The 26262-nt window shown below is 64.4% G+C and carries 22 protein-coding genes and 2 pseudogenes; 12 read left to right on the top strand and 12 right to left on the bottom strand.

Translation table 11 applies throughout. From position 1 onward, the window contains the following. Positions 1-61 precede the first annotated feature (61 nt). Positions 62-1573 (top strand): acetyl-CoA acetyltransferase, encoded by a 1512-nt coding sequence (locus BMY71_RS09550; RefSeq protein ID WP_092683351.1) that lies wholly within the window; start codon positions 62-64, stop codon positions 1571-1573. A gap of 201 nt (positions 1574-1774) precedes the next feature. Here BMY71_RS09550 and BMY71_RS09545 read toward each other — a convergent pair whose 3' ends face one another. From BMY71_RS09545 to ltnD, 4 genes are all read right to left on the bottom strand, one after another. Continuing rightward, positions 1775-3466 (bottom strand): methyl-accepting chemotaxis protein, encoded by a 1692-nt coding sequence (locus BMY71_RS09545; protein ID WP_011502276.1) that lies wholly within the window; start codon positions 3464-3466, stop codon positions 1775-1777. A gap of 208 nt (positions 3467-3674) precedes the next feature. Then, positions 3675-4952, bottom strand: a complete 1278-nt coding sequence (gene otnK / locus BMY71_RS09540; protein ID WP_092683349.1) for a 3-oxo-tetronate kinase — start codon at positions 4950-4952, stop codon at positions 3675-3677. Further along, positions 4949-5731 carry a 2-oxo-tetronate isomerase gene (gene otnI / locus BMY71_RS09535; RefSeq protein WP_092683347.1) on the bottom strand — a complete coding sequence of 261 codons (783 nt, stop codon included), beginning with the start codon at positions 5729-5731 and terminating at the stop codon, positions 4949-4951. The genes otnK and otnI overlap by 4 nt, the downstream gene beginning before the upstream one ends. A 20-nt stretch (positions 5732-5751) precedes the next feature. Continuing rightward, positions 5752-6666 carry an L-threonate dehydrogenase gene (gene ltnD / locus BMY71_RS09530; protein ID WP_092683345.1) on the bottom strand — a complete coding sequence of 305 codons (915 nt, stop codon included), beginning with the start codon at positions 6664-6666 and terminating at the stop codon, positions 5752-5754. A 90-nt stretch (positions 6667-6756) separates the two neighbouring features. On the opposite strand from ltnD, the gene otnC reads away from it, so the two are divergent. Then, positions 6757-7419 (top strand): 3-oxo-tetronate 4-phosphate decarboxylase, encoded by a 663-nt coding sequence (gene otnC, locus BMY71_RS09525; protein ID WP_092683343.1) that lies wholly within the window; start codon positions 6757-6759, stop codon positions 7417-7419. Between the two features lie 183 nt (positions 7420-7602). Continuing rightward, positions 7603-7830, top strand: a pseudogene (locus tag BMY71_RS09520) (ABC transporter substrate-binding protein); the annotation flags it as partial. Positions 7831-7861: 31 nt separating this feature from the next. Here the strand turns inward: BMY71_RS09520 and BMY71_RS09515 are convergent. The 6 genes from BMY71_RS09515 to BMY71_RS09490 all read right to left on the bottom strand — a co-directional run bounded on the left by BMY71_RS09515 (position 7862) and on the right by BMY71_RS09490 (position 13402). Beyond that, complete coding sequence (locus BMY71_RS09515; RefSeq protein WP_092683341.1) at positions 7862-8566, bottom strand: ABC transporter ATP-binding protein; 705 nt, start codon at positions 8564-8566, stop codon at positions 7862-7864. After that, positions 8550-9284, bottom strand: coding sequence for an ABC transporter ATP-binding protein (locus BMY71_RS09510; protein WP_011502270.1), 735 nt, complete (start codon positions 9282-9284; stop codon positions 8550-8552). The genes BMY71_RS09515 and BMY71_RS09510 overlap by 17 nt, the downstream gene beginning before the upstream one ends. Beyond that, the gene (locus tag BMY71_RS09505) at positions 9281-10267 is read right to left on the bottom strand and encodes a branched-chain amino acid ABC transporter permease (RefSeq protein ID WP_175557641.1); all 987 of its coding nucleotides are present in this window, start codon (positions 10265-10267) and stop codon (positions 9281-9283) included. Before BMY71_RS09505 ends, BMY71_RS09510 begins: the two co-directional genes overlap by 4 nt. Further along, a complete protein-coding gene (locus BMY71_RS09500) occupies positions 10267-11145 on the bottom strand; it encodes a branched-chain amino acid ABC transporter permease (protein WP_092683337.1) in 879 nt (292 codons plus the stop codon). Before BMY71_RS09500 ends, BMY71_RS09505 begins: the two co-directional genes overlap by 1 nt. A gap of 131 nt (positions 11146-11276) precedes the next feature. After that, positions 11277-12527, bottom strand: a complete 1251-nt coding sequence (locus BMY71_RS09495; RefSeq protein WP_092683335.1) for an ABC transporter substrate-binding protein — start codon at positions 12525-12527, stop codon at positions 11277-11279. Between the two features lie 56 nt (positions 12528-12583). Next, positions 12584-13402 (bottom strand): putative hydro-lyase, encoded by an 819-nt coding sequence (locus tag BMY71_RS09490; RefSeq protein WP_092683333.1) that lies wholly within the window; start codon positions 13400-13402, stop codon positions 12584-12586. Between the two features lie 117 nt (positions 13403-13519). On the opposite strand from BMY71_RS09490, the gene BMY71_RS09485 reads away from it, so the two are divergent. The 4 genes from BMY71_RS09485 (at position 13520) to BMY71_RS09470 (ending at position 17729) form a co-directional block, all read left to right on the top strand. Then, complete coding sequence (locus BMY71_RS09485; RefSeq protein WP_092683331.1) at positions 13520-14467, top strand: LysR family transcriptional regulator; 948 nt, start codon at positions 13520-13522, stop codon at positions 14465-14467. A 69-nt stretch (positions 14468-14536) separates the two neighbouring features. Further along, on the top strand, positions 14537-15784 hold the full coding sequence (locus BMY71_RS09480) for a Zn-dependent hydrolase (protein ID WP_092683329.1): 1248 nt from the start codon (positions 14537-14539) through the stop codon (positions 15782-15784). A 27-nt stretch (positions 15785-15811) separates the two neighbouring features. Further along, entirely contained in the window at positions 15812-16726 is a 915-nt protein-coding gene (locus BMY71_RS09475) for an NAD(P)-dependent oxidoreductase (RefSeq protein ID WP_092683327.1), read from the top strand. Between the two features lie 133 nt (positions 16727-16859). Further along, a complete protein-coding gene (locus BMY71_RS09470) occupies positions 16860-17729 on the top strand; it encodes a hypothetical protein (protein WP_092683325.1) in 870 nt (289 codons plus the stop codon). Between the two features lie 68 nt (positions 17730-17797). On the opposite strand, the gene BMY71_RS09465 is transcribed toward BMY71_RS09470, so the two are convergent. After that, positions 17798-18925, bottom strand: coding sequence for a tartrate dehydrogenase (locus BMY71_RS09465; protein WP_430715323.1), 1128 nt, complete (start codon positions 18923-18925; stop codon positions 17798-17800). 240 nt (positions 18926-19165) lie between these two features. On the opposite strand from BMY71_RS09465, the gene BMY71_RS09460 reads away from it, so the two are divergent. Next, positions 19166-20542 (top strand): GH1 family beta-glucosidase, encoded by a 1377-nt coding sequence (locus BMY71_RS09460; RefSeq protein WP_011502260.1) that lies wholly within the window; start codon positions 19166-19168, stop codon positions 20540-20542. A 55-nt stretch (positions 20543-20597) separates the two neighbouring features. On the opposite strand, the gene BMY71_RS09455 is transcribed toward BMY71_RS09460, so the two are convergent. Continuing rightward, a complete protein-coding gene (locus BMY71_RS09455; RefSeq protein WP_011502259.1) occupies positions 20598-21710 on the bottom strand; it encodes an SbmA/BacA-like family transporter in 1113 nt (370 codons plus the stop codon). Between the two features lie 134 nt (positions 21711-21844). Between BMY71_RS09455 and BMY71_RS09450 the strand changes: the two genes are divergently transcribed. The 4 genes and pseudogenes from BMY71_RS09450 (at position 21845) to BMY71_RS09435 (ending at position 26237) form a co-directional block, all read left to right on the top strand. Then, on the top strand, positions 21845-23278 hold the full coding sequence (locus tag BMY71_RS09450; protein ID WP_092683323.1) for an amidase: 1434 nt from the start codon (positions 21845-21847) through the stop codon (positions 23276-23278). 132 nt (positions 23279-23410) lie between these two features. After that, positions 23411-23620, top strand: a complete 210-nt coding sequence (locus BMY71_RS09445) for a ferredoxin (protein ID WP_011502257.1) — start codon at positions 23411-23413, stop codon at positions 23618-23620. 95 nt (positions 23621-23715) lie between these two features. Further along, positions 23716-24915, top strand: a complete 1200-nt coding sequence (locus BMY71_RS09440; protein WP_011502256.1) for a cytochrome P450 — start codon at positions 23716-23718, stop codon at positions 24913-24915. A 97-nt stretch (positions 24916-25012) separates the two neighbouring features. After that, positions 25013-26237, top strand: a pseudogene (locus BMY71_RS09435) (bifunctional alpha/beta hydrolase/OsmC family protein). Positions 26238-26262: the final 25 nt, after the last annotated feature.

Below are 26262 nucleotides of genomic sequence, written 5' to 3'. Positions count from 1 at the left end.
GGCAACGGCAAATCAACCTCCGGCCAGTCGAACTGGTAACAAGAAGAAGCGACACAATAGAATGACAACCCAGCTTTCGCCTGATCGCATTCCCGTCATCGCCGGAATCGGCGAGATCGCCGATCACCCCAAGGACCTTGCGCAAGGATTGGAGCCGCTTGCGTTGCTGGAGCAGGCCGTGCGCCGCGCCGGAGCCGATGCCTGCCCCACCTTCATCGAAGAGATCGACTCGCTCGACGTCGTCAATTTCCTGAGCTGGCGCTATCGCGACCCCGAGAAGCTGCTGGCCGCGCGGCTCGGCGTCACGCCGCGCCATTGCCAATACGGCCCAGTCGGCGGCGAGAGCCCGATCCGCTTCATCCACGAGGCGGCGCTGCGGATCGCGCGCGGCGAAGTCAGCGTCGCCATTGTCTGCGGCGCCGAGGCGCAATCGACCGCGACCAAGGCGGCGCGCGCCAAGCTCGAACTGCCATGGACGCCATTCGCGACCGACGTTCCCGAGCCGAAGCGCGGCGCGGCATTCCAGAAGCCGATCGCAGGTCAGCTCGGCGTTGCGCGTCCGATCACGGTGTATCCGCTCTACGAGGCGGCAACCGCGGCGCATTGGGGCCAGACGCCGCGTCAGGCGCTCGCCGAGTCCGGCGTGCTATGGTCGCGCTACGCGGAAAGCGCCTCGAACAATCCGAACGCGTGGAGCAAGCGTGCGTTCGAGCCCAGGGAGATCACGACGCCCTCGCCCGACAACCGGCTGATCGCCTGGCCCTACACCAAGCTGATGGTCGCCAATCCCAGCGTCAATCTCGGCGCCGCAGTGCTGCTGACGTCGCTTGCGAAGGCGCGCGAGGTCGGCATCGCCGAGGACAGGCTGATCTACATCCACGGCGGCGCTTCGGCGGAAGAGCCGCGCGACTTCCTGAGCCGCGATCAGTTTCACCAGAGCCACGCGCAGAACGCGGTCCTGGAGACGATCAAGACGATGGTCGGCGGCGACGGCCGCGCCTTCGACGCGATCGAGCTGTATTCATGCTTCCCGGTGGTGCCGAAAATGGCGCGGCGGACGCTCGGCCTCGGCGACGACGTACAGCCGACCGTGACCGGCGGACTGACCTTCTTCGGCGCGCCGCTCAACACCTACATGACGCATGCCGCCTGCGCGATGGTGCGCAAGCTCCGCGACGGCGCCAAGCTCGGCCTGCTCTACGGACAAGGCGGATTCGTTACCAAGCATCACGCGCTGGTGGTGTCACGAACGCCGCCGCAGGGCGCGCTGAGCGACGATGTCAGCGTGCAGGCGAAAGCGGATGCTGCTTACGGTCCGGTGCCGCCGTTCATCACTGAAGCGTCCGGGAACGGCTCGGTGGAGACCTTCACCGTGATCTACAGCGGTCGCGGCGAAATCGAGCATGGCGTGGTTGTCCTTCGCACCACGGACGGCGCGCGGACGTTGGCGCGGGTGCCGGCGCAGGATCAGGCAACGCTGGCGTTTCTGACTGACATGGACCGCAGCCCGGTCGGCACGCACGGGACGATCTCGACCGCGGCTGACGGCGTACTGGAATGGCGCGCGGCGTAGTCCGAGCGCCGTCAGGTCGATGCGGCAAAGACCGGAAAACAGCTCAACGGCGGGACCGAATGACAACCCCGCCGTGACACTCAATCGAGCAAGGCTGAAAGAAACAGGGCCACTGAAAGAAACAGGGCCACTGGAATAGATTGAGCCACTCACGACACTGATCGTGAGTGGCCCGTTGACGTTGTCGTCGGTCGGCCGCGATCAGGCGGCGCGCACTGAATCCAGGAACTGGCCGACTTCGAGTTTCAACCGGTTGCTCTCGGTCGAGAGCGACTTCGCGGCCGACAACACCTGAGTCGACGCAGCGGTGGATTCGCTCGCGCCGCGTTGAACGTCGACGATGTTGGCGGACACTTGCTGCGTGCCCAGAGCTGCCTGCTGAACGTTGCGAGCGATCTCCTGAGTGGCAGCGCCCTGCTCTTCAACCGCGGACGCGATGGTCGAGGCAATCTCCGACATCCGGCCGATGATATCGCCGATGTCCTTGATCGCGCCGACCGAGTCCTGGGTGGCCGCCTGAATGCCGGTGATCTGCTGGCTGATCTCACCGGTCGCCTTCGCGGTTTGTTCGGCCAGCGCCTTGACCTCGCTGGCGACGACCGCGAAGCCGCGGCCCGCCTCGCCGGCGCGCGCCGCCTCAATGGTGGCATTCAGCGCCAGCAGATTGGTCTGACCGGCGATGGTGTTGATCAGCTCGACCACGTCCCCGATCCGCGTCGCGGCCTGGGCGAGCTCGCCGACGCGATCGTTGGTGCGCCGGGCCTGCTCCACCGCCTCGTTGGCGATCCGAGCAGAATCCTGCACCTGACGGCTGATCTCGTTGACGGAAGAAGCCATCTCCTCGGTCGCTGACGCCACCGACTGAACGTTGTTGGATGCTTCCTCGGAAGCAGAGGCGACGAGCGTGGTGATCTCCTGCGAGTGCTCTGCCGTCGAGGACAGCGAGCCGGCAGAGGCTTCGAGTTGGGTGGAGGCCGACGACACCGTCTGCACGATCTCGCCGATCATGGATTCGAATTGGCGGGTAATAGAGTCGACCCGCTGGCCGCGCGCGATCTTGGCTTCAGCTTCGAGAGATGCCGCCTCGTCGGCCGCCTTCTTGTCGATCAGCGCCTCCTTGAACACCTGCAGCACGTCGGCCATCGAACCGATCTCGGTCTTCTCGCCCCGGTGCGGCACCGTCGCCGTCAGGTCGCCGCGCCCCAGCGCCTGCATCGTCTCGATGATCGACGCGATGTTGCGGGAGACGTCGCGGACCAACATGACGCCGAGGCCGAGCCCAGCAATGGCAGCGAACGCGAGAATGCCGACCACGAGGTAGAGCGCGGATCGGAATGTGTCGGCTGCGGTTTTGCTGGCGTCGTCGCCGCCCTTGTTGTTGAGGTCGATGTCCTTCTGCAGCACTTCGTCGGCCCTCACCGCGATCGGATTGACGGTTTTGGCGTTGAAGTCAGCAGCTTCCTGCGAGACCTTGCCGATGTCGACACGGGACTTCGCGATCACCTGTTCAGCTCCCCGGACATATTCATCCCAAATCTGCGACCACTGGTTGTACAACGCGCGCTCTTCGGGCAACACGATCATCGCTTCGTAGGTCGCACGCGCCTTGGCGAGGCCGACCTTGACGGTCTCGAGCGACTTTTCCATCGCCTGCTTGTCTTCGACAGTGAATGACAGCATGTGCTGTCGGATGACGTTGCGATAGGTGATGCCCGCCGCCCGCAATTCGCCGAGGGCTCGAACGCTCGGAAGCCAATTGCTCGCGAGATCCACCGAAGTCGTGTTGATAGCCTGCATTTTCAGCAGAGCGAGACCGCCAAGGCTGCTCATCGTGACGAGCAGTACGGTGAGAACAATCGTGATCTTACTGCGGATCGAAAGGCGATCGAACATCGTCAGTTCCTTAGACAAATCGGGGTAGGTCAGGGAACGCGCCCGCCTCGCCCCCCGGCTGACGTCCGCGTCGCGACAGCATCCACCTGTCACTGAATTCAGGAATAGCGAATTATTCCTAACGCATAACTTACAAAGCCCCTCATCCGGTGCGAATGTCATTAGTAACTGCTCGGCGCCCTGAGACCTGCTCGCCCGACCGAGCTAACTAAGACATCAACCCGAGCGCATCCGTGAAAAAACGCGGACCGCCGAAATTTCCTGACTTCAAAGCCAACAGCATCCCGCTTCCGCAGGCGCCGACCGCACGCAGAACCGGAACACCGGCCGCGATTTCCGGCCCGACGAGAAAGCCTGGAATTGCAAGGCGATCGACGACCGCTCCAGAAGTCTCGCCGCCCGCAATCACCAGTCGCCGGACGCCGGATTCGACAAGCCGAACGGCGATATCTGCCATCACCTGCTCGATGGCATGCCCTGCAGCAACACGTCCGAATTTCGCCTGCACCGCCGCGACCTGATCGGGCGTGCCGCTGGACGCAATCAGCACCGGGCCGTCGGCGATCCGGGCGATCGCCCATTCCGCAGCGCGCTGTGCTTCGCCGTCACCGGCCACGATCGCAGACGGATCGAGCCGCAGCACCGGCATCGATCTCTCCGCATCAGCAACCTGTGCGAGCGTCGCACGCGAACAACTACCAACGAGACACGCTGCAAAGCCGCCGATCGACTCTCTATCGAATGCTTCAACCTGATTCAGTTCGATCCGGCCGGCGCCGACCAGTGCCCGTGCGAGGCCAAGGCCGAGGCCGCTGGCGCCGACCGAGACACGATGAGCCAGCGCCACAGCGCCGATGGTTTCCAGATCGCGTTCGAACACCGCATCCGCGACGACCGCACCGATGCCTCGCGTAGCGAGGTCATCAAGATGCTTCCGCAGCGCCGCCGGCCCCTGTGCAATGACGGAAAGATCTGCGAGGCTAATCTTGGTATGGCTCTGCCGCGCCAGCACCCGCACGAGATTCGGATCGAGCATCGGATTGAGCGGGTGGTCTTTCAGCGGGCTTTCATTCAACGGCGAAGCACCGACGAACAGATGGCCCTGATAGACGGTGCGCCCGGTCTCCGGAAAAGCCGGCGTCACCAGCACCATCGCGTCGCCGGCATCGGCGCGCAGCGCGTCCATTACCGGACCGATGTTGCCCTGATCGGTGGAATCGAATGTCGAGCAGATCTTGAACAGCACATGCGTTGCGCCCCGGCCGCGCAGCCATTGCTCGGCGGCGCGCGCCTTCGCCACCGCCTGATCAGCTGCGATCGACCGGCTTTTCAGCGACACCACCACAGCATCAACCTCGGGCAGCGCAAGGTCGTCCGCTGGCACGCCGATGGTCTGCACCGTACGCAGCCCCTGCCGTGTCAGCGTGTTGGCGAGATCGGAGGCGCCGGTGTAATCGTCCGCAATGCAGCCGAGCGCGAGCGTCACGTCCGTGTTCCTGCGTAGGGCGCGAACCAGCCGAGACCATCCACAGTCGCACCGCGCGGCCGATATTCGGCGCCGACGAATCCGGCGTAGCCGAGCCGGTCGAATTCCTCGAACAGGAACGGGTAGTTCAGTTCTTCGCTGTCCGGTTCGTTCCTTGAGGGAACGCTGGCGATCTGGATGTGGCCGACGATCGGCATCATCTCGCGCAGCCGCATGGCGACATCGCCGTGCAAAATCTGGCAATGATAGACGTCGAACTGCAGCTTCACATTGGGAACGTCGAGTTCGCGGATCAGATCGCGGGCGAACTCGAAATCGTCGAGGAAATATCCCGCGACGTCGCGCTTGTTGAGAGGCTCGATCACGACGTCGATACCGTGCGGGGCAAAGAAATGCGCCGCGACCGCGAGCGAGCGACGGAATGCGACCACCGCCGCCACGTCGTTCCGGTCGGCGATGCCGGCCATCAGATGCACACGCTTGACCCCAGTCGCCAACGCATAGGGCAGCGCGATGCGCAAACTCTGCTGCAGCTCCTCGAACTTGTCCGGTCGCGCAGCAAAACCCTTTTCGCCCGCAGCCCAATCGCCCGGCGGCAGATTGAACAGCGCCTGCACGAGATTGTTGCGCCTGAGCCGTTCGGCGATGTCCTCCGGGCTGTGGTCATACGGAAACAGGAACTCGACCGCAGTGAAGCCTGCCGCGGCCGCGGCGTCGAAGCGATCGAGGAAAGCGTTCTCGTTGAACATCAGGCTGAGATTTGCAGCGAAGCGCGGCATCGGTTCACACTCTCTCTCGATCAAGCCTTGTCGCCGGGCAGCTTGGTCCCGGTCACCTGCGCGTACATCTTAGCCACGGACGCGTCATCGTCGCGGCCCATGCCCGCGGCGGATGTCATCAGGAACATCTGCAGCGCCGCGGCCGACAACGGCACCGGGAATTTTGCGGCGCGCGCCATGTCCTGGACGATGCCGAGATCCTTCACGAAGATATCGACCGCGCTGCGCGGCGTGTAATCGCCGTCGAGCACATGCGGCACGCGGTTCTCGAACATCCAGGAATTGCCGGCCGAGGCGGTGATCACCTCGTAGACCTTGCGGATGTCGAGGCCTTGCCGGGCCGCGAAGGCGATCGCCTCGGACGCCGCGGCGATATGAACGCCGGCGAGAAGCTGATTGATCATCTTGAACGCCGCGCCCTGCCCGGCCGCGTCGCCGAGTTCATAGAGCTTCGCCGCCATCGCATCGAGCGCCGGCCGCGCCCTTTCGAAAGCCGCGGCGCTGCCGGAGGCAAGGATCGTCAATTCGCCATGCGCGGCCCGCTGCGCACCGCCGGAGATCGGCGCATCGAGATAATGTCGACCGGTCGCCTCGAGCTTGGCGGCGAGCCGCCGCGCCACGTCGGGATCCATGGTCGCGCAGGAAACGAACACGGCGTCGTTCGCCAAACTCGCCGCAACGCCGGTCTCGCCGAACAGAACGTCTTCGGTCTGCGCCGCGTTGACGACGACGCTGACGACGATCGAGACGTCCGTGGCTGCTTCGGCGGGCGTCGCCGCGCCGTGTCCGCCTTCAGCGGCGAAGCGCGCGACGGTCTCCGCCGACACGTCGCAGCCGGTGACGATGAACCCGGCGCGCCGTAACGATGCCGCCATGCCGAAACCCATCGAGCCCAGCCCGATGACCGCAACGCGCGGCCTTGCAGTCCCAGTCATGCGGCGTTTCCCGAATTGTTGCTTGCACTCTCGATAACATGGCTTGGCCGCGCCGCCAAAGCATGGGAAAACTTCGCCGGGAGAGCAGCCATGAGCACAGAGGCGAAACTTCGCGAGGAGATCTGCCGGCTCGGTCGCTCGCTGTTCGAGCGTGGATTGACGCCGGGCTCCTCCGGCAACATCAGCGTACGCTGCGACGCCGGCTTTCTGGTGACGCCGACCAACGCCTCGCTCGGCTTCCTCGATCCGGCCAGGCTGTCACTTCTCGATGCCGGCGGACGCCTCGTCTCCGGCGACGCGCCGACCAAGGAAGTGCCGCTCCACAGCGCGCTGTACGAGACCCGCGGCGCGTCGGGCGCAGTGGTGCATCTGCATTCGACCCATGCGGTCGCGCTGTCGATGCTGCCGGAGATCGACCCGCGCGCGGCGCTGCCGCCGCTGACGCCGTACTACCTGATGCGCTGCGGCGCGACCGCGCTGCTGCCTTACTATCGACCCGGCGACCCTGCCGTCGCCGACGCAATCAGGGGGCTCGCCGGCAGATACACATCCGTACTGCTCGCCAATCACGGCCCCGTCGTGGCGGGCGCCACTCTCGAAGCAGCCGTCTTCGCGATGGAAGAACTCGAGGAGACCGCGAAGCTCCATCTGCTGCTACGCGGCCTCAACCCGCGCTATCTGTCGCCCGCGCAAATTGTGGACCTCGCGACCGTATTCGGGCTCGACCTGCCGGACCATCTCCACAAGTCCTGATTGGCCGCTTCGCTGCAGCCGACACGACGCAGCCACGCGGACAATCGCCGAGACCGACGCGACACCGTTGCCAAGGCAACGACTTTGTGCGAACTATTTTGAACTAAGAGCGACCCAGTCGCCATGTTCCGGGAGGAGCTATGTTCGGCGCAGCAGCCGGCATTCGCAGGCTTGTACCTGCGAGTATCAGAGGTGAAGCGGGCCGCTGAATTCGGCATTCAGCAGAACGGCCAGAAGCTGCTGGCGTTCCTGCTGTTCATCAACGACCTGCACGGCATGGCCTGAAGGTGGCGCAACGGTTGCATCTGTGAGTCGTTCTACTGGGACATGGACGACGACACCTGCGCCTTCGCCAAACGCTTTGCCGCGCGTCCGGGCATGAACGGCAAGATGACGGGTGCCTACGCTGGCTCGCCTGATCGCCATGTTTCGCCAGCGCGTCTTACAATCCCAGATACGCCTTGCGAACGTCCGGGTTGTCCATCAACTCGGCGGACTTGCCCTGCATCAGCACCCTGCCCGTTTGTAGGATGTAGGCGCGGTCGGCGATCTCGAGGCATTCGGCCATCCGCTGCTCGACGATCAGCACCGTCATGCCGGCGTCGCGAATCTTCTTCACCGCCTGGAAGATCTCGCTGACGAGCTTCGGCATGATGCCCTGCGACGGCTCGTCCAGCATCAGCAGCCGCGGCCGCGTCATCAGCGCCCGGCCGATCGCCAGCATCTGCTGCTCGCCGCCCGACAGCGTCTCGGCGCGCTGCTCGAGCCGCTCCTTCAGCCGCGGAAACAGGCTGAACACCAGTTCCAGGGGTTGCTCGCGATCCGCCTTGCCGCGGAACAGATAGCTGCCGAGCCGCAGATTGTCGTGCACCGACAAACGCGGAAACAGCCGTCGGTTTTCCGGCACATAGGCGATGCCGCGGGCGGTGATCAGATGCTGTGCGGTGCCGTCGATCCGCTCGCCATCGAACGACACCTGCCCGGATCGCGGCCGCTCCGCGCCGGCGATCGATTTCAACAGCGTCGACTTGCCGGCGCCGTTGGCGCCGGCGACGCAAACGATCTCGCCCTTCTCGACCTCGATCGAAACCTGCGAAATCGCGACCAGGCCCTTATAGGCAGTGGTGACCTCACGCACCGACAGCATGACGATCCCCAAGATAGGCAGTGATGACTTTCGGATCACGCACGACGTCGGCCGGCTTGCCTTCGACCAGCACCTTGCCGAGATCAAGCACGATGGCGCGATCGACCAGCGGCATCACGATCTCCATGACATGTTCGACCATCAGAACGGTGACGCCGGTATCGCGAACGCGGCGAACCAGTTCGACGCCGGTCTGCGCCTCGGTCGGCGTCAGCCCGGTCAGCACCTCGTCGAGCAGCAACAATTTGGGCTCGGTGGCGAGCGCGCGGGCCACTTCGAGCCGGCGCTTCTCCGACGGGATAAGCTGGCTCGCCAGCACATCGGCGCGGGCATCGAGGCCACAGAACTGCAGCACCTCGTGCGCCTTGCGGCGGGCCTCGCGCATCACCGTGGTGCGGATCAGCGCGCCGACGATGACGTTGTCGATCACCGTCATCGACTCGAAGCTCTTCACCACCTGGAAGGTACGTCCGATGCCGCGGGCGCAGCGCGCAGTCGCCGGCAGCCTGGTGACATCCTCGCCGTCGAAGATGATCGAGCCCTGGGTCGGCGGCAGCACACCGGCGATCAGATTGAACAATGTCGACTTGCCGGCGCCGTTCGGACCGATCAGCCCGACGATTTCGCCGCGGCCGACCGAAATCGACACGTCGCTGTTGGCGATCAGGCCGCCGAAGCGCTGCCAGACGCCGCGGGTCTCGAGCAATGGCGCGGTCATTGCGACGCTCCCTTCGACTTTGGACGCCGCGAGAACAGGCCGATCAATCCCTCCGGCCGGGCCAGCGAGATCAGAACGATCACGGTGCCGTAGAGGATGAGATCGACGCCGCGGCCGGAGCCGCCGATGAACGAGCGCGTCAGTTCGGTGAGCGGGATCAGGATCGCCGCGCCGAGCACCGGCCCCCACAGCGTGCCGATGCCGCCCAACACAGCCGGCAAAGCCATCAGCAGCGAAAACTGGAAGGTCATCACGCTTTCCGGATCGATATAGGAAACGAACTGCGCGTAGAACGAGCCGCCGATCGCGGTGAGGAAGGCGGAGACGGCCGCGGCGCCCATCTTGGAGTTGAACACCACCACGCCGAGGCTTTCAGCGGCCTCCGGATTGTCCTTCACCGCCCGCCACCAATAGCCCCATTTCGAGTTTTCCAGCCACCACGTCACCAGCCAGGCGACGCAACAGAACACCAGCGCGAAGTAGTAATAAGGCAGCTTGCTGCGGGTGAACTGGAATTTGGCCCAACTGTCGCCGCGCACCGGAATGTCGATGCCGAGCGCCGCACCGGCCCAATCCCAATTGTGAAACAGCAGGAAGCCGATTTCGGCGATCACGATGGTGGCGATGACGAAGTAATGGCCGCGCAGCCGGAAGGTCGGATAGCCCAGAGCCATCGCGATCACCGCCGAGATCAGCCCACCGCCGAGCATACCGAACCACGGCAGCACGCCGAACTTGGTGAACAGCAGCGCGGTGGTGTAGGCGCCGAGACCAAAATACAGCGCGTGGCCGAGCGAGATCTGGCCGCAATAGCCGCCGAGAATGTTCCAGGCCTGCGACAGCGCCGCATACATCAGGGTCAGCACCATGATGTTCTGGACGTAGACATCCTTGACGAACAGCGGCACCAGCGCCGCGATGAGGGCGAGAACGGCGGCGACGATGAGGTCGCGGCGGCGGCGTTTGGCGTGAGCCTCGTCCATCAGATCGATCCGAACAGGCCACGAGGCCGAATGAACACAACGAGCAAATAGACCGCGTAGATGCCGACCGACTTCAGCGATGGCGGCAGCATCAGCGCGGTGGTCGCCTCGACGAGGCCGACGATGATGCCGCCGGCGAAGGCGCCGAACACGCTGCCGAAGCCGCCCAGCGCGACGGTGACATAGGCGATCAGCGCGAACGAGGCGCCGACGTCCGGATAAATGTAGAAGAACGTCGCCATCACCGCGCCGGCCAGCCCGACCAGCGCACCACCGAGGCCCCAGCCCAACGCGAACACCTTGTTCTTGTCGATGCCGACCAGCGCCACCGCGCCGGCGTCCTCGCGGGTCGCCTCAAGCGCGCGACCGAAATCGGTCTTCTTGATGAAGAAGTAAAGCGCCCCGAACGCCGCGAGCGAAACCAACGCGCCGACCAATTGCGGCACCGGCAGGAATATGCCGCCGAACGACACGGTCTTGCCGCCGAGCCAGGAGACGTTGATGCTGCGATAGTCCGGGGTGAAGAAATACTGCGCCAGCCCGCGCATCAGGATCGCCAGGCCGAAGGTCGTAAAGATCTGAACCATCCCGATATTGGCTTTGGCCCGCATCGCGAAGCGCACCACCAATAAATAAGCCACCGCCCCGAACAGGAACATCGCCGCGCCGACCAGTGGCGCGGAGAGCAATGGGTCGATCGCAAAGAAAGCGAACAGGAAGAAGGTGATGTACATCGCCAGCATCAGAAATTCGCCGTGGGCGAAGTTCGTGATGTCCATCAGGCCGAAGATCAAAGCGAGACCGACCGCGACCAGGCCGTACAGCAGTCCCATCAGCAGACCGCTGGCAAGTGACTGGATAATGGTTGCTGTCGTCAAATTGGCTGCTCCCGGAGTACGGCCGGCATTTTGAGGTGCGAGCTCTTGCGAGCGTCTAAGGATGACATCGTGTTGCGCCTGATCGTCCGAGGCCCACCGCAATGGCGGCGGGCCTCGGGATGAGCGTGTCGTTACGGCATCGGCCAGATCGCCTCGGCGACCGCGGCCTGTTCCGGGAAGATGGTGACGAATTTACCGCCGACATACTGCAGCAGCACCGGGTCGGCAAAGGTGTTCTGGCCTTCCGCGTCGAACTTCACCTGCTTCCACGGCATGATGGTCTTGTCGCCCGGCATATCGGTCGCGACCAGCGCTTCGCGAATCTTGTCGCCGTCGGTCGACTTGGCGCGGTTGATGGCGTCGGCCATCACGATCAGGCCCATGAACTGCCGCGACGAATAGTCGTTGAAGTCCTTGCCTGACCTCTCCTTGTACATGTCGTTGATCTTGCCGACCATCGGCCGCTTGGCCGCGAGGTCGATCGAGAACGAGCCGCGCGAGATCACGCCCGGGATCTTGTCGCCGACCGCATCGTACAGCGCCTTTTCGGAGAATCCGGCGTCCTGGGCGACGATATTCTTCGGCTTGTAGCCGAGTTCACCCATGGTGCGGATCAGAAGGATGCCGTCTGTCGTGTAGCTCGACGGCATCAGCACGTCGGCATCGGCAGCCTTGAGCTGTTGCACCTCTGCGGTCAGCGACGGCGAGTTGGCGCGATACTTGATGTCGGCGGCGATCTTGTAGCCGCGCTCCTGAGCGAGCTTGAGCTGCGCGTTGGACGAATCGGTGCCGAAGATGGTGTCCTCGTGGAACAGCGCCAGCGTCTCGATCTTCTGGCCCTTCTTCTTCAGCGCATCGAAGAAATCGAACATCGCCTGCGAAAACATCTCGTCGTGCGGCGCAGCGCGGAAGTAGAACTTCAGGCCCCGGCGATGCAAGCTCGGCGACGAATTATCGGCCGACAGGAACGGGATCTGGTAGCGCTCGCAGATCTGGCTGACGGTGACCGCGACCGAGCTTTGATAGGTGCCGACGATGGCGCTGACCTTCTCCTGCGTGATCAGGCGCTCGGCTTCGGCGCGGCCCTTCTGCGGGTCGGCCTGGTGATCGGCGAATACAAGTCGGACCTTGGCGCCGCCGAGCCCCGGAAGTCCCTCGTCGCGCGCGAGCGGAAGATCGAGATCGTATTTGTTGTTGATCAGCTCGGCCGCGGTCTGGAATGCCTTTTGGGCGTCGACGCCGATCTGCGCGCTGGCGCCGGACAGCGGATAGATCACGCCGATCACCACTTCCTTGGCCTGGGCGCGGGCGGTCGTCGCGAACGGCAGCAAGGCGGCGCTCGCGGCGCTTCCGAGCACGAGATTGCGGCGATTGATCTTCATGGCATGTTCCTTTGCTACCAGCGCTGATGGTAATGCGATCGAAGGTTCAGTTGGCCTCAGAGCACCGCAAGGTGCTTGTTCTTCAAGTCGGTGACAAGCATCAATCCGGGCGCGTGGGTGATTGCGAACGGCACCTTCGCAGCCGCGATCACCGCCTGCGGAGTGACGCCGCAGGCCCAAAATACCGGAAGCTCGTCGGGCGCGATCGGCACCGGATCGCCATAGTCGGGATTCGCGATGTCGGCGATACCGATCGACTGCGGCAGCCCGATATGCACCGGCGCGCCGTGAACCGAAGGAAAGCGTGAAGTGATCTGCACGGCGCGAATCGCATCCGCTGGCTTCAGCGGCCACATCGACACCACCATCGGCCCCGCGAACGGACCGGCCGGCGCGCAGGCGATGTTGGTGCGATACATCGGCACGCGCACCTTGCGTTCGATGTGCCGGATCGGAATGTCGTCCGCCAACAGCGCCTCTTCGAAGGAAAACGAGCAGCCGATCACGAAAGCGACCAGATCGTCGCGCCAATGCGCCATGACGTCGGTCGGCTCCTCGATCAGTTCGCCGTCGCGCCACACCCGGTAGCGCGGAAGATCGGTGCGAATATCGAGATCGAGGCCGAGCGCGGGAATCTGCGGATTGCCGACGTCGGACATGCCGATGATCGGGCAAGGCTTGGGATTGAGCTGGCAGAATCGATGGAATGCGGCGGCGAATTTCTCGGGCAGAATAGCCAGATTGCCCTGGACGAAACCCGGCGCGACGCCGGCTGTGGTGTCGGCCTGTCCGGCCCGGCAAGCAAGGCGCGCCTGGTAGGACGGAAGGCACTCCCCTTCCGTCTGGAACTGCTGCCCTGCCGGAAAAACAGTCATTCTTTCATCCTGCCTACTCTCTCGACAGTAATGGAGCGCAAGCCTAATATAATGTCTAATCTTTGTTTCTGATCAGAAACAATAAATTTTACTTATCTCTTGAGAAGGAGTCGCCTGATGGTGGACTTCAAGGCGCTTGAAACTTTCCTTTGGGTCGTGACGCTCGGCAGCTTTCGTGGCGCCGCCCAGAAACTCAACACCACTCAGCCCGCGATCTCGCAGCGGATTGCGCAACTCGAACGCGAACTCGGCGTCCGGCTGCTGCAGCGGGATCATCGCATGGCCTCCCCGACCCCGAGTGGTCGGCAGCTGATGCTGTATGCGGAAAAGCTGATCGGGTTGCGCACCGAAATGCTGGCGGCCGTTGGCGATCAATCGAGCATGCGCGGCGTGCTCCGGCTCGGCGTCGCCGAGACCATCGTTCACACCTGGCTGCCGGGACTGATCGAGCGGGTGAACCGGCTGTATCCGAACCTGTCGCTGGAGATCGAGGTCGACATCACGCCGAATCTGCGCGCACGCCTGCTCGCTCAGGAAATCGAGCTCGCCTTCCTGCTCGGCCCGATGACGGCGTCGACGGTGCGAAGCCGCGTGCTATGCGAGTATCCGATCGGATTTCTGGCGAGCCCCTCGCTCGGGCTCGGCGCCGGAGAGCTGGCGGTGCAAGATCTCGCCAAGTTTCCGATCATCACCTTCCCGCGCAAGACCCAACCCTACGAGATCGTGCGCTCGCTGTTCAACAAGCCGGAACTGCCGCCGATCCGGCTGCACGCTTCGGCGTCGCTCGGCACCGTCATCCACATGGCGATCGAAGGTCTCGGCGTCGCCGTGATCCCGACTGCGATCGTCGAAGACGAATTGGCCGACGGGCGACTGCAATTGCTGCAGACCAATCTGACGATTTCGCCGCTGCGATTCTCGGCGAGTTGGCTCGCCTCGCCGGATACGGCGGCGATCGAGCGCGTCGCCGAACTCGCGGTCGACATCGCCCACACTGGCGGCTTCATGCCCGAGGCTGCGCAGCTGGGCGCTGGCCTGCCCGCCGCGGAACCGGCGATAGGTTGACGCGCGCCGCGCGGCGTTGAACTCTTCGGCCCTGTCCGCGCCGCTCGGCGCCGTTCGTCCGGAGATCGCATGACCAAGCCTGCCTCGAACCTGCAGATCGATTCGTCGCGGCTGTGGGACACCATCCACACCACCGCGCAGTTCGGCGCGACGCCAAAAGGCGGCGTGCGGCGGCTGACGCTCGGGCCGGAGGACAAGCAGGTTCGCGACTGGTTTCGCACCGCCTGCGAAAAGGCCGGCCTCGAGGTGCAGATCGACGGGCTCGGCAACATGTTCGCGCTGCGCAAGGGCCGCGACATGTCGAAGCCGCCGATCGGACTCGGCTCGCATCTCGACACCCAACCGACCGGCGGCAAGTTCGACGGTGTACTTGGTACACTGGCAGCGCTGGAAGTGATCCGCACGCTGAACGACGCCGGAATCGAGACAGAACTGCCACTCTGCGTCACCAACTGGACCAATGAGGAAGGCTCGCGCTACGCGCCGGCGATGATGGGATCGGCCGCGTTCGTCGGCGATTTCACCGTCGACGACATCCTCGGCCGCGAGGATGCCGCGGGCATCAGCGTCGCGCAGGCGCTCGACGACATCGGCTATCGCGGCGACAAGCCGGTCGGCGCGCAAAAATTCAGCGGCTTCATCGAACTCCACATCGAACAAGGCCCGATCCTGGAAGCCGAGGGCAAGACCATCGGCGTGGTCGAGCACGGCCAGGGTGTGCTGTGGTACGACGGCAAGATCACGGGCTTCGAGAGTCACGCCGGCTCGACGCCGATGAAGCACCGCCGCGACGCGCTGGCGACCCTGTCGGAAATCGTGCTGGCGATCGAAACCATCGCCACCGAACTCGGCAACGCGGTCGGCACCGTCGGCGAAGCGGTGATCGCCGCGCCCTCGCGCAACGTCATCCCCGGCGAGGTCACCTTCACCATCGACACCCGCAGCGCCGACGCGGGCATCCTCGACCAGCTCGACCAGCGGATCCGCGCGGCTGCGGCCGGGATCGCCGCGAAACGCAAGGTCGAGGTCGCGCTCGACCTGGTCTGGCGCAAGGAACCGACGCATTTCGACACGACGCTGGTCGGCGCGGTCGAGAACGCGGCGAACGCGCTCGGCTACCAAAACCGCCGCATCACCTCCGGCGCCGGCCACGACGCCTGCAACCTCAACACCAGGCTGCCGGCCGCGATGATCTTCGTGCCGTGCAAGGACGGCGTCAGCCACAACGAGCTGGAAGACGCAACGCAGAGCGACTGCGCCGCCGGCGCCAATGTGCTGCTGCACACGGTGCTGTCGCTCGCCGGCGTCGCGAAGTAACAAGGCAGCCAAATCGGGGGGAAGCACATGCACGCGGTGTTCGTCGACGCCAGTGAAACGCTGGCGATGATCATGGAGCAGCAGGCGAAGCCGGACAATCCGCCGATGGTGATCCATCGCGATCCCGACGTGACGCCGGAGCAACTGCCCGGCGTGCTCGGCGACGCTGCGATCGCGATCATCGATCACACCTATCTGCCCACCGACATCGCCCGGCAATGCGTCGGCCTGAAACACGTGGTGTTCCTCGGCACCGGCGCGCGCAGCTACATGAACATCGAGGAACTGGCCGACCTCGGCATCACCGTGCATCTGATCCGCGGCTATGGCGACACGGCGGTCGCCGAATCCACGATTGCCTTGATGTGGGCGGCGGCGCGCAACCTCGCGCTGATGGATCGCGAGATGCGCGCCGGCCAATGGCTGCGCGAAGACGGCCTGCAACTCACCGGCAAGACGATCGGCCTGATCGGCTTCGGCGGCATCGCCGCGGAAGTGGCGCGGATCGCGCACGGCTCCGGCATGAAGGTGATCGCATGGAATCGGACGCCGAAGACTTTCGACGGCGTAACGTTCGTCGAGATCGACACGCTGCTGCGCGACAGCCACGTGGTTTCGCTGCATCTGTTGCTCAATGACGAGACCCGCGGATTCCTGACGCGCGACCGCATCGCCGCGATGAGGCCCGGCGCCATTCTCGTCAACACCGCGCGCGCGGCGCTCGCCGACGAGGCGGCGATGATCGACGCATTGCAGTCCAGTCACCTGCGTCACGCTGCGCTCGACGTGTTCGAAATCGAGCCGCTGCCGGCGGATCACCCGCTGGCCACGCTGCCGAACGTCACCCTGTCGGCGCACTCCGCCTTCCGGACGCCTGAGGCGAGCGAGAACCTGATCGCAGCGTCGCTGGCGCATTGCCGCCGGATCGCCGAGGCGGCGTAGCCGCCTCAATCACAGCGCGCGGGCGGCAATTAGTTACCACTTCGCGTTGATAATCGTCCAAGGCCGGTGATCCGAATCAACGCTCGACCGGCTATCCTCGTGCGACACTTCTGCGTCTGCAGGGAGCGCACACATGAAGGACTGGTTTGCGGTTTGCGCCGTCGGGCTTGTGATCATCGTCGGTACCGCCGCCGGACTCGGCGGCACTTTGGCCTTCTTGCTGGCGTTTGGCGTGACCTGGTACCTGCTCACAGCGCGGGATATCGGCTTCGCGCAAGCCCGCGATACGCTGGGCATCAAGCTGTTGCCGCCAATCTGGCGGCGCAGCAACTGGCGCTGGCTCGGAATCCTGTTCGACGACGGCGAGAAGCTGTTCAAGGCCGCGACGATCGCGCTCGTCGTAATCAGCGCGGCACTGATGTTCGAGCCGGACATCGTCTACGGCGCCGCCATGCTGATCGCCGCATTCTACGTCTCCGAGATTTTGCGCGGGAAGACCAAGCCGCCGCGGCGCCTTGTGCGGATTCTTGACGCCGGCGCCAAGGTCGCGGAGATCGAGAGCACGCCGGTCGCCGCGTCCCCTCAGGCGCCGATCGTCCAGCCAGTGCTCACCATGGCGGTCGAAGCTGCTCCCGAGCCTGCGCGCCCGACGTCAGATAGCACTGCCGTTGTGCCCGAGGTCGCGCGCCCGATTAGTCGGGTCATCGTCGCCCGGCTGCGCGCGGCCCGAAAGCCGCTGCCGCCGCGCCAGCGGCGCGTCGATCAACGTCCGCCCGGCGCGAAGCGCACCAATCCGGCGAAGCGCAGGCTGCGCAACAAGGCCAAGCGTCCGGAGCGAACCGCGTCGTCGTTGCCGAGCCGCAAGCCGGACTATCCGATTGCGATCCGGACAAGCAAGCCGCTGCGACGACTGCCGGGGGTTCGTCGGCGAACGATGCGCAAGCCAGTGACGCAGCTGCCACGCCGCTCGGCTGCGCAGATCACGGCCGCTGCCGAACGTTAGACCAGGATGACCTATCCTCGAGTCGTCATCATGCTTTCGACCAGACGCGGCAACTGAAGCCGGAGCGCCTACTCCAGCATCTCCGCCACCGCCTTGCCGCAGGCGGTCGTGTCGGCCTGACCGCCGAGATCACGGGTGCGGAGCGTCCGCTCGGCGAGCGTGCGTTCGATCGCCTTGACGATCGCGTCGGCGGCAGTCTTCTCGCCGAGATGCTCCAGCATCATCGCGCCCGACCAGATCATCCCGATCGGATTGGCGATGCCCTGCCCCGCGATATCCGGCGCCGAGCCGTGCACCGGCTCGAACACGCTCGGGAAATTGCCTTCCGGATTGATGTTGCCGGACGGCGCAATCCCGATCGTCCCTGTGCAGGCCGGACCGAGGTCCGACAGAATGTCACCGAACAGATTGGAGCCGACCACGACGTCGAACCAATCCGGATGCAGAACGAAATGCGCGGTGAGAATATCGATGTGATACTTGTCCAACTTCACATCGGGATAGCGCTTCGCCATCGCCTCGACCCGCTCGTCCCAATACGGCATTGTGATCGAGATGCCGTTCGATTTGGTGGCCGAGGTCAAATGCCGCTTCGGCCTCGACTGCGCCAGATCGAACGCGAATTTCAGAATCCGGTCGACGCCGGTCCGGGTCATCACCGTCTGCTGCGTCACGAATTCGCGGTCGGTGTCGGGAAACATACGGCCGCCGACCGATGAATACTCACCCTCGGTGTTCTCGCGCACCACCCAGAAATCGATATCGCCCGGCTTGCGGCCGGCGAGCGGCGACGGCACGCCCGGCATCAACCGCACCGGGCGCAGATTGACGTACTGATCGAACTCGCGGCGAAACTTGATGAGCGAGCCCCACAGCGAAATGTGATCGGGGATCTTCTCCGGCCAGCCGACAGCACCGAAGAAGATCGCGTCGTGACCGCCGATCGCTTCCTTCCAGTCGTCCGGCATCATCTGGCCGTGCTTTTCGTAGTAGTCGTAGCTCGCGAAGTCGAAATGATCGAACGCGAGCTTGACGCGGTGCTTCTTCGCCGCGGCTTCGAGCGCGCGCAGTCCCTCCGGCATCACTTCCTTGCCGATGCCGTCTCCCGGAATAACCGCGATCCGATATTCGTTCTTCTTGGTATTCAAGGCTTGTCCCTCGAATTCGTGAGCTGCGCAGTGATTCAGCGTCAGCATGTGGCCCAAACTGCGCGGGCAATCAACGCTGCACCGCACCAATCGATCGTCCAAAGGCGAATGCTGACCCCACGATTGCGCAAGGCAGCCATGATTGCAGCGCTGCGCCGTTCGGATGTATTGCGATCGCTTGATGCAAGCAGCGCTGGCGGCACAACGTCGCGGTTTGATCCAGCGCAAGCGCGGCGCTCGACGGCGGGGCGTATCAAAACTCAAACTCGCAATCCGGAGACAAGAGTCATGGACACGCTCACACCGCCGACCCAGATGCCGATGCCGGGTCATCCATCACTTTTGCACGTCAAGCCCGATTTCATCTGGGGCGTGTCCAGTTCGAGCTTTCAGATCGAGGGCGCCACCAACGAAGACGGCCGCGGCGCGAGCATCTGGGACACCTATTGCCGCACCGGACAAGTCGCCAACAACGACACCGGCGACGTCGCCTGCGACCATTATCATCGCTACAAGGAAGACGTCGCGCTGATGAAGGCGCTCGGCGTGCAGGCCTATCGTTTCTCCATTGCGTGGCCGCGCGTGCTGCCGCTAGGCGACGGCGCGGTGAACGAAGCCGGCCTCGCCTTCTACGACCGGCTGATCGACGAACTTCAGGCCGCCGGGATCGAGCCGTGGATCTGCCTGTATCACTGGGACCTGCCGCAAGCGCTGGAAGACCGCGGCGGCTGGCTCAACCGCGACATCGTCGGCTGGTTCGCCGACTATGCAAGGCTGATCGGCGAGCGTTACGGCAAGCGGGTGAAGCGGTTCGCAACATTCAACGAACCGGGGATCTTCAGCCTGTTCAGCCGCTCCTTCGGGGCGCGCGACCGCAGCGCCGACGACAAGCTCCACCGCTGGATCCATCACGTCAATCTCGCCCATGGCGCCGCGGTCGATGCGCTGCGCGAGACGGTGCCGGACGCACAGATCGGCCTGGTTACAAATTATCAACCAATCTTCCCATCGAGCGACAAGCCCGAGGACATCGCCGAAGCCGCGCTGATCGGCGACTACTGGAATTGTGCCTTCTCCGATCCGCAATATCTCGGCGAGTATCCGGCCCTGATCCGCGACGCGCTCGCGGCGCACGTCAGGCCGGGTGACATGGAGCAGATTCACCGGCCGCTCGACTGGTTCGGGCTGAACCACTACAGCCCGGTCTACATCAACTCCGATCCGAATGCGATCATCGGGCTCGGCTGGGGCGCGAAGCCCGACAGCATTCCGCGGACGCCCATCGACTGGACGATCGAACCGGACGCCTTCCGCGACACGCTGATCGAGGTCAGCCGACGCTACGGCAAGCCGGTCTACGTCACCGAGAACGGTTATGGCAGCAACATCGAAAAGCCGGACGACACCGGCGCGGTGATCGATCGCGGCCGCGTCGCCTTCCTGCACGACTACATCTCCGGCCTCGACGCGGCGATTGCCGCCGGCGCCGACGTGCGCGGCTATTTCGTCTGGTCGCTGCTCGACAATTTCGAATGGGAGTCGGGCTACGGCGTGCGTTTCGGCCTGACCTATATCGACTACGCGACGCAGCGGCGGATTCCGAAGGCGTCGTTCAATTGGTACGCGGACGTCATTCGTCAGGCCCGCGGCGGCGCGACCGCGTAAAGCAACGCGACGGCGGCGCGTCAGGCGCGTCGCCGTCGATTGTCGCGCCGCTCGATCAGTGCGGCGCGACTTCGCGGCTCTCGCTATTCGCGGCCGCCTCGCCCTGCTCGGGCATCCGGTCGATCGTCGACAGCAACGCCGCAACGCGGTTAGCCGATGATCGCCAATCCGCCAGCCGCTGATAGTTGTCGACCAGCCAGTTGACCGCGCCCTGCACGGTGACGAACGCCGCCGCGCTCTGCGTCACCTCACCGAGCGACATCGCGCCGCTGAGATATTTCGGAAAGCAGAGAAAATAAGCCGCGACCGGAGCGAACAGGAAGTTGGCGTGGGACACCAGCGTCATGTCGACCAGCTGCCAGCACAGGTTGCGCCAGGACCGCAGCACGGCCTGCAGCCGCAGATGCAACTGGTCCATCCATGACGCTACATCGGCCTCGCTCCCCGGATAGCCGCCGCGCAACACCTCGGCGGCAGCTCGAAACTCGGCCTCGTTCTGGTTGCGCTGCTCGCTGATGCTGGTCATCCGGCGTCCGAACCACAGCATCAGCGCGGTCATCAGCGTCGAGTAGCCCATCACGCCGAGCACCAGATATCCCGGAATTTCGATTCGGTGGCCGAACGGGCTGACGACGATGCTGCCGCCGACGCTCCACAGCACGCTGAAGAATGTCAGTGCCGTCAGCACCGAGGACAGGAAAGCGAGGATCAGATCCACCGGCGCGTCGGTTGCGACCCGGACGTCCTCGGCGAGTCTGTACTCGGGATTTTCAGCGCCATGATCCTGGCCGTTCATTGAGACGTCGTGCCGTTTGCGCGACCAGATCTCCAGGATCGCGCGCGTCATCGACTCGCGCCATTTACGGTGGCAGGTCATCCGCGCCCACACCGAGGTCGCAGTCAGGACGATGCTGGCGCTCGCCAAGACCAAAAACACCGAAGTTTGGGTCCAGAGTTCGCCAGCGTCCCGCCGCTCGAGCGCGTCGAAGAAGTGCCTGTTCCAGAGATTGAGATAAAACTGCACGAGAAGCTGCAGCAACACGACCGAGATCATCAGCACGATCAGCCCAGTCACCGAGGGCTTTCCCGCCAGCCAAAATCGTCGCGACAGCCGCCAGAATCCAGCGAGGGTGTGGCCGTTCGAGCCATTCTGTGAGAAGAGAGTCATGGTCCGATATAAGACTCGAACAGGCGACTTGGAAAGCCGGTCGGGCTACCCATTGCGTCGTAGTTGACGGCGTCCAATCAACGGTCTGCATTGCGCCCACATGGCCGGCCGATCAAGTCGGGAGAAACAACAGGATGGCGGCACATCAGGAGCTGATTCAGGCGACGGCTTGCGCGATCGTCGACAGGCTCGAGTCCGGCGACGTCACGCCGCTCGACCTGCTCGACGCGTTGGAGCAGCGCATCGCCGAAGTCGACGGCGCCGTCAATGCGCTGCCGACGCTGTGCTTCGATCGCGCCCGCGAACGTGCCGCCACCTTGATGAAAAGACCGAAAGCGCAGCGCGGTCTGCTGGCCGGCCTGCCCGTCCCGATCAAGGACCTCACCGCTGTCGAAGGCGTGCTGACCACGCAAGGCTCGCCGATCTACAAAGACCATGTGCCGGACCGCTCCGACCTCATGGTCGAACAGCTCGAAGCCAATGGCGGCGTGGTCTATGCGAAATCCAACACGCCGGAGTTCGGCGCAGGCGCCAACACCTTCAACGAGGTGTTCGGGGCGACGCGCAATCCGTGGGACCTGTCCCGCTCGGCCGCAGGATCGTCCGGCGGCGCTGCGGTTGCGCTCGCGACCGGCACCGCATGGCTCGCGCACGGCTCCGACATGGGCGGCTCGTTGCGCAACCCCGCGAGCTTCTGCGGCGTGGTCGGACTGCGCCCGAGCTTCGGCCGGGTCGCGCATACGCCGACGGCGAAGATCGATCGCAATCTCGGCGTGCAGGGTCCGATGGCGCGCAATGTCGAGGATGTCGCGCTGCTGCTCGACGCGATGAGCGGCGAGCACGCCGCAGATCCGCTGTCGCTGCCCTCGCCGGCGACATCGTTTCTCGCCGCCGCGCGCGCGCGCACCAAGCCGCTGCGCGTGGCCTATTCGCCCGATCTCGGGATCACGCCGGTCGATCCGGAAGTCGCCGCGATCACCCGCAGGGCGGCCGAGCGCTTCATCGAAGCCGGTGTCGCCGTCGAGGAGGCCCAGCCTGATCTGCGCGAGGCGCATGATTGCTTCCAGGTGCTGCGCGCATTCGACTTCGCGATCAGCAAGGCCGATCTGCTGCGCAGCAAGCGCGAGCTGCTGAAGCCGGAAGTGATCTGGAACATCGAACAGGGGCTCAAGCTCAGCGTCGACGAGCTGGCGAAGGCCGAAGCGCAGCGCGTGGCGATGGCGGCGCGCACGATCGAGTTCTTCAAGACCTACGATCTGCTGCTGTGCCCCGCGACGATCACCGCGCCGTTTCCCATCGAGCAGCGTTACCTCGCCGAATGCAACGGTAAGACATTCGACAACTACGTCGAGTGGCTGGGCATCGTCTATGCGATCACGCTGGTGTGCTGCCCCGCGCTGTCGCTGCCCTGCGGGTTCACCGCGACCGGTCTGCCGGTCGGGCTGCAGATCATCGCGCGGCCGCGCAACGAATCCGGCCTGCTCGCCGGCGCAGCTGTGCTCGAGGACATTCTCGGCCTGCGCGGCTCGACGCCGATCAATCCGCGGCCCGCGCCTGCAAGCCTCTGAGCGCTCGGCAAGTCTCAGAGCTTCGGCAAACCTCCGGGCTTTTCGACATGGGCTGGCGGTCGTGACGTGCTGTGCTAGTCTCGACGCGTCACAACAGATCCGCCGCCTAGGCGGACCCAAGGGGAACAGCCGATGTCGGAAACGCTCAAGATCCATGTCGATCAGGACAAGTGCCAGGGCCATGCGCGATGCAAGGCGCTTGCGCCCGAATTGTTCGATCTCGACGAATACGGCAACGCGCATGAGAAAGGCGACGGCAGCGTGCCCGCGTCACTGATCGACAAGGCGTGGCTCGCCAAGTCCAACTGTCCGGAAGTCGCGATCGATATCACGGAGGACTGAACGCCCAAGCCGATCCTCGAGTCGATCCCTCAAGTTGAACCACCAAGTCGCGGCGCAGACCGCAACAGCAACGAAAACCAGAGGAAACCGCGCGAATGACCGAGCGAACGCCTGTCACCGATTGGGTCAACGACTTCGATCACACCGACCCGCGTTGGACCGACGATCCCTTCCCGATCTGGAATGAAATGCGCTCTGCCGGCCCCGTCGTTCACACCGAGCGCTTTCTCGGTTGTTACATGCCGACCACCTTCGCGGCGGTGAAGGAAATCTCCTACGACACCGATCACTTCTCGTCGCGACGCGTCATCGTCCGCAACAGCCGGCCCGAACCGGTGCAATCCGCGCCACCGATCACATCCGATCCGCCGGAGCACAAGCCAGCCAAGCGGCTGCTGCTGCCGCCGTTCACGCCCGACGCCGTCGCCGCGCTCGAGCCGCGCGTGCGCGCGATCTGCAACGAGCTGATCGACCAGTTCATCGAAAACGGCAGCTGCGACGCGGCGGCGGACTACAGCAAGCACATTCCGGTCAAGACCATCTGCGTCATGCTCGGCATCCCGGAGAGCGACAGCGATCAGTTCATCCAGTGGATCCACGAGATCCTCGAACTCGGGATCAACGACGACGCGGTGATGATGAAGGCGATCCAGGAAATGAGTGTGTATTTCCTCGGCCACATCGCCAAGCGCAAGCAGCATCCGACCGACGACCTGATCTCGACGCTGATGAATGCGCGCGATGCGAGCGGCCAGCCGCTGTCCGACGTCCACGTGCTCGGCTCACTCCGGCTGCTGCTGATCGCCGGCATCGACACCACATGGAGCGCGATCGGCGCCACGCTGTGGCATCTGGCGACGCATCCGGACGATCGCGCGCGACTGGTCGCCGAGCCCGAGCTGATGCCGACCGCGATCGAGGAGTTCCTTCGCGCCTATTCGCCGGTGACGATGGCGCGCGAAGTGATGAAGGAAACCACGATCTCCGGCTGCCCGGTGAAGCCCGGCAACATGGTGCTGCTGTCGTTCCCCTCGGCCAACCGTGATCCATCGGTGTTTCCCGACGCCGATCAGGTTCGGATCGACCGCAAGGAAAACCCGCACGTGGCTTTCGGGCTCGGCATTCATCGCTGTGTCGGCTCCAATCTGGCGCGCATGGAGATGACGGTCGCGATCGAGGAATGGCTGAAGCGGATTCCCGAATTCCGACTCGATCCGTCACAGAAAGTACGCTGGTCGGAAGGGACGGTTCGCGGTCCGCGTAAACTGCCTCTGCTATTCGGTCGAGCGAACTGATCGACCTGATACCAGAGCGCCGCGTCGGACGATCTCATCCACGATTTCCTAATTCCGGGATGCGTGCATCCCGGAATCCCATCTCTGGAGCACCGCCTTGGCGATCGAACGTTTTCAGTTTCCTGGCACCGGCGGGCATCAGCTCGCCGCCGCGCTCGACCTGCCCGACTCCGCCCCCCCGCGCGTTCGCGCTGTTTGCGCATTGCTTCACCTGCAGCAAGGACAATCTCGCGGCGCGGCGGATCGCGGCGGGGCTGGCGGCGCGGGGCATCGCGGTGCTCCGATTCGACTTCACCGGGCTCGGCAATAGCGAGGGCGAATTCGCCAATGCGACGTTTTCGTCCAACGTCGCCGATCTGGTTCTCGCCGCGGATCATCTGCGCAAGCTTCACCGGGCGCCGTCGCTGCTGATCGGGCACAGCCTCGGCGGCGCCGCGGTGCTGGCGGCCGCGGCGCAGATCCCGGAGGCGAAGGCGGTTGCGACGATCGCCGCGCCGTCCGATCCGTCGCATGTCGTGGGCCTGTTCGCAGAGCATATCGATGCGATCCGCGCACAAGGCAGCGTCGAGGTCTCGCTGGCCGGGCGTCCCTTCACCATCAAGCGCGCATTTCTCGACGACGCCAGCGAGCACAATCTGACGGCGCAGATCGCGAAGCTGCACAGGGCGCTGCTGGTGATGCATGCGCCGGCCGACACCACCGTCGGCATCGACAACGCCACCAAGATCTTCATCGCCGCCAAACATCCGAAGAGCTTCGTCTCGCTGGACGGCGCCGATCACCTCTTGAGCAACCGTCGCGACGCGAGCTACGCGGCCGATGTGATCGCCGCCTGGGCGGAGCGCTACATCGAGGCGGAGCTGCCGCCCGCGACCACCGGTGCGCCGGAGGTGCCGCGCAACGTCATCGTTCAGGAGACCGGCGACGGCACGTTTCAGCAGCGGATCAGCGTCGGGCCGCATCGCCTGCTCGCGGACGAACCGGTCGCGGTCGGCGGCGCGGATTCCGGGCCTAGTCCGTACGATCTGTTGCTGTCGGCGCTCGGCGCCTGCACCTCGATGACGATGCGGCTCTATGCCGAACGCAAGAAGCTGCCGCTCGATCGCGTCACGGTGACGCTCAGCCACGCCAAGGTCCACGCCGAGGACTGCACCGACTGCGAGACCAAGGTCGGCCTGCTCGACCGGATCGAGCGCGTGATCGCGATCGACGGTGATCTCGATGCCGAACAGCGTAGCAAACTGCTCGAGATCGCCGACAAGTGCCCGGTGCATCGCACGTTGACCTCGGACGTGAAGATCGTCACCCGCGCCGCGGATTGACGGCGGCGCAGCTGCACGCGACACT

The sequence above is a fragment of the Rhodopseudomonas pseudopalustris genome (genome assembly GCF_900110435.1).
Lineage (GTDB): Bacteria > Pseudomonadota > Alphaproteobacteria > Rhizobiales > Xanthobacteraceae > Rhodopseudomonas > Rhodopseudomonas pseudopalustris.
Note: the sequence above shows the minus strand (reverse complement) of the source record. Positions and strands in the feature narration are given on the sequence as shown.

Bases quoted from the DNA above. Each gene is read 5' to 3' on its own strand.
- BMY71_RS09550 (WP_092683351.1), top strand. From the start codon at position 62: ATGACAACCCAGCTTTCGCCTGATCGCATTCCCGTCATCGCCGGAATC.
- BMY71_RS09545 (WP_011502276.1), bottom strand. From the start codon at position 3,466: ATGTTCGATCGCCTTTCGATCCGCAGTAAGATCACGATTGTTCTCACC.
- otnI (WP_092683347.1), bottom strand. From the start codon at position 5,731: ATGCCGCGCTTCGCTGCAAATCTCAGCCTGATGTTCAACGAGAACGCT.
- ltnD (WP_092683345.1), bottom strand. From the start codon at position 6,666: ATGACTGGGACTGCAAGGCCGCGCGTTGCGGTCATCGGGCTGGGCTCG.
- otnC (WP_092683343.1), top strand. From the start codon at position 6,757: ATGAGCACAGAGGCGAAACTTCGCGAGGAGATCTGCCGGCTCGGTCGC.
- BMY71_RS09515 (WP_092683341.1), bottom strand. From the start codon at position 8,566: ATGCTGTCGGTGCGTGAGGTCACCACTGCCTATAAGGGCCTGGTCGCG.
- BMY71_RS09510 (WP_011502270.1), bottom strand. From the start codon at position 9,284: ATGACCGCGCCATTGCTCGAGACCCGCGGCGTCTGGCAGCGCTTCGGC.
- BMY71_RS09505 (WP_175557641.1), bottom strand. From the start codon at position 10,267: ATGGACGAGGCTCACGCCAAACGCCGCCGCCGCGACCTCATCGTCGCC.
- BMY71_RS09495 (WP_092683335.1), bottom strand. From the start codon at position 12,527: ATGAAGATCAATCGCCGCAATCTCGTGCTCGGAAGCGCCGCGAGCGCC.
- BMY71_RS09490 (WP_092683333.1), bottom strand. From the start codon at position 13,402: ATGACTGTTTTTCCGGCAGGGCAGCAGTTCCAGACGGAAGGGGAGTGC.
- BMY71_RS09485 (WP_092683331.1), top strand. From the start codon at position 13,520: ATGGTGGACTTCAAGGCGCTTGAAACTTTCCTTTGGGTCGTGACGCTC.
- BMY71_RS09480 (WP_092683329.1), top strand. From the start codon at position 14,537: ATGACCAAGCCTGCCTCGAACCTGCAGATCGATTCGTCGCGGCTGTGG.
- BMY71_RS09475 (WP_092683327.1), top strand. From the start codon at position 15,812: ATGCACGCGGTGTTCGTCGACGCCAGTGAAACGCTGGCGATGATCATG.
- BMY71_RS09470 (WP_092683325.1), top strand. From the start codon at position 16,860: ATGAAGGACTGGTTTGCGGTTTGCGCCGTCGGGCTTGTGATCATCGTC.
- BMY71_RS09465 (WP_430715323.1), bottom strand. From the start codon at position 18,925: ATGCTGACGCTGAATCACTGCGCAGCTCACGAATTCGAGGGACAAGCC.
- BMY71_RS09460 (WP_011502260.1), top strand. From the start codon at position 19,166: ATGGACACGCTCACACCGCCGACCCAGATGCCGATGCCGGGTCATCCA.
- BMY71_RS09455 (WP_011502259.1), bottom strand. From the start codon at position 21,710: ATGACTCTCTTCTCACAGAATGGCTCGAACGGCCACACCCTCGCTGGA.
- BMY71_RS09450 (WP_092683323.1), top strand. From the start codon at position 21,845: ATGGCGGCACATCAGGAGCTGATTCAGGCGACGGCTTGCGCGATCGTC.
- BMY71_RS09445 (WP_011502257.1), top strand. From the start codon at position 23,411: ATGTCGGAAACGCTCAAGATCCATGTCGATCAGGACAAGTGCCAGGGC.
- BMY71_RS09440 (WP_011502256.1), top strand. From the start codon at position 23,716: ATGACCGAGCGAACGCCTGTCACCGATTGGGTCAACGACTTCGATCAC.